This is a genomic window from Microcystis sp. LEGE 08355, from assembly GCF_015207185.1.
GTDB classification, from domain to species: domain Bacteria; phylum Cyanobacteriota; class Cyanobacteriia; order Cyanobacteriales; family Microcystaceae; genus Microcystis; species Microcystis panniformis.
Genome location: NZ_JADEXI010000694.1, coordinates 1 through 2242, shown reverse-complemented (window position 1 = coordinate 2242; position 2242 = coordinate 1). Strand labels below are relative to the sequence as shown.

General features: G+C 45.2%; 3 protein-coding genes. 1 reads left to right on the top strand and 2 read right to left on the bottom strand.

Annotated features, from left to right (window positions below; genetic code table 11):
* On the top strand, nt 1–703 hold a 703-nt coding region (gene rnc / locus IQ242_RS23010), incomplete at its 5' end, for a ribonuclease III (protein ID WP_228021170.1).
* 16 nt (nt 704–719) lie between these two features.
* Here rnc and IQ242_RS23005 read toward each other — a convergent pair.
* Both IQ242_RS23005 and IQ242_RS23000 read right to left on the bottom strand, forming a co-directional pair.
* A complete protein-coding gene (locus IQ242_RS23005; protein ID WP_193961546.1) occupies nt 720–1790 on the bottom strand; it encodes a WD40 repeat domain-containing protein in 1071 nt (356 codons plus the stop codon).
* Nucleotides 1791–1877: 87 nt separating this feature from the next.
* Nucleotides 1878–2171 carry a hypothetical protein gene (locus IQ242_RS23000; RefSeq protein WP_193961545.1) on the bottom strand — a complete coding sequence of 98 codons (294 nt, stop codon included), beginning with the start codon at nt 2169–2171 and terminating at the stop codon, nt 1878–1880.
* Nucleotides 2172–2242 lie beyond the last annotated feature (71 nt).

Genomic DNA, 2242 nt, shown 5'->3' with positions numbered 1-2242 from the left:
GTCCTTAAGTGATCCGCGTCGCCAAAAACAATTAAAAACCCTAGTGGAAAAGCTGGGTTTATCAGCTGATGTCCCCGTCAGGTGGGATTTATTAGATTTAGCTCTAACTCATCCCAGTGTTTCCCGTGATAAGAATTATGAACAATTGGAATTTGTGGGCGATTCTGTGGTAAGACTTGTGGCGGCGGAGGTATTGTTAGAAACCTATCCAGAGGCGCTCGTGGGGGAATTTGCCGCGCTGCGATCAATGATGGTTAGCGATCGCACTCTGGCGGAATTTGCGGATCGCTACGGTTTCGAGCGTTATTTGTTGGTGTCAAGTAGTACGAGTATCGATCAAGCGGGGCGAATTTCTCGACTAGCAGACGCTTTTGAGGCAGTTTTAGGAGCATTATATCTTAGTACACAGACAATGATTTTAGTGCGTTCTTGGTTAGATGAACCACTGCGGGAAAAAGCGGCCGAAATTCGTCGAGATCCGGCCCGCCAGAATTATAAGGATGCCTTGCAGGAGTGGACACAAGCAAAATACAAAAAACTGCCGCAATATTTAGTTAAAGAAATCAATGGTTTAGATCAAGAGCGTTTTTGTGCGGAAGTGTGGTTAAATGAGCAGAAATTAGGAGTGGGAACTGGCAGAAGCAAAAAAGCGGCGGAACAGGCAGCAGCTAAATCAGCTTTTCTAGAAGTAGTTAAAGGCTAAATGCGGGCATTTTTGCCTAACGGACGAATTGCCAGAGGCGAATTTTCAAATCATAATTACCACTAGCCAAATACTGCCCATCGGGACTAAAAGCTAGGGATTCCACCCAGTCGGAATTATTATCAAACCAGGCCAACTGTTTACCCGTCGTCACATCCCATAAACGCACACCGTCATTACTGGCACTAGCGAGAATTTGTCCGTTAGGATGGAGTGCGAGGGAACGGATTCGGGCTGTATGACCGATGAGGGTAAATAATAACTTATTATTGCTCGTATCCCAGATTTTAATCGTGCGGTCTAAACTACCCGTAATTAAATTTTTACCGTCGGGATTGTATAAAAGCTTGCTAACCGCTTGGGGATGGGCGGCAAATTTTGATAAAAATTTGCCCTCGCGGATGTCCCAAAAATGTACCTCACCGTCTTCATGACCGCTGGCCAGGGTGACACCATCGGATTTCATCCCTAGGGAATAAACAAAATTACCCACCCAATTTAAACGATAGAGGGGACGGCGGGGGGGTTGCACTGTCCAGAGGCGAATTCCTTCCAAACCACCACTAATTAACGTTTTACCATCGGGAGTAACGGTGAGGGCGAGGACAGTATTACCGTGTTCGAGGGCAATTCCTAAATACTTGCCCTCCACCAGATTCCAAAAATTAATAGAACCATCTGAACCGCTACTAACTAATAATTTTTCGTTGGGAGTAATAGCTAAAGCTTTGACGCTGGTTCTTTGGGCGCGAGTTTGGGAAACTTTTTGCCCTGTTTTTACTGACCAAATTCTCAGGAGAGGATCCGTATCACTACCACCAGCGAGAACAAATTGGTTATCGGGGCTGAAAATCACAGCATTAGGGGTGGATTGTTGCCCTTCTAAGGTTTTAGCGAGGGTAAGTCTGCCTAAACCTTCTACTAGGATAGTTTCTGGGGTTTTTTCGCCACTTTCAGCTGCGGGTTGAGGGGGGGCAATAGGACTTTGGGCCTGACTAAGCTGATGTTGCCCGATTGTCAGCGCGGTTAGGACAGTGACCACAATTGCCCCGACAAGTTTCTCCCCACCCATAAATCGGAATTTCATAAATTTACTTGAATATTAACAAATGAACGGTGCTATAGATTCTAGCCTTTGAGGGGATTGATTGCCAAGCAAGGTGGGATTTTTGAGCTAAGAAGGTCGATTTTTTTCGTTTTTCAGGGTTGGTAAAGCTACTTGACCCGATTGGGGCGGTAAATAATATCTCGCTGCTTCTTCTTTGTTGATTTGCTCGGTTTTTTGGCCCTGTTGCCACCGAGCGAAGATAGCGATCGCCATAATCGTTGCCCCTAAAGATAGCAGTGTCCATCTTTGTCCTACAACCCCGATGATGACATCTACTGCCGCTACGGTAAAGATAAAGCTAGTTATTGGTTCTTGACGGTAAGCTTTCTTGAGAAAACGCGGCCAGAGGAGATTACTCATTTTATCTATTATTTCTACGGTTTCGATAATTCCAGCTTATCCTAAATAGTTGGACAAAGGTAAAGTTAAGT

Bases quoted from the DNA above. Each gene is read 5' to 3' on its own strand.
- IQ242_RS23005 (WP_193961546.1), bottom strand. From the start codon at position 1,790: ATGAAATTCCGATTTATGGGTGGGGAGAAACTTGTCGGGGCAATTGTG.
- IQ242_RS23000 (WP_193961545.1), bottom strand. From the start codon at position 2,171: ATGAGTAATCTCCTCTGGCCGCGTTTTCTCAAGAAAGCTTACCGTCAA.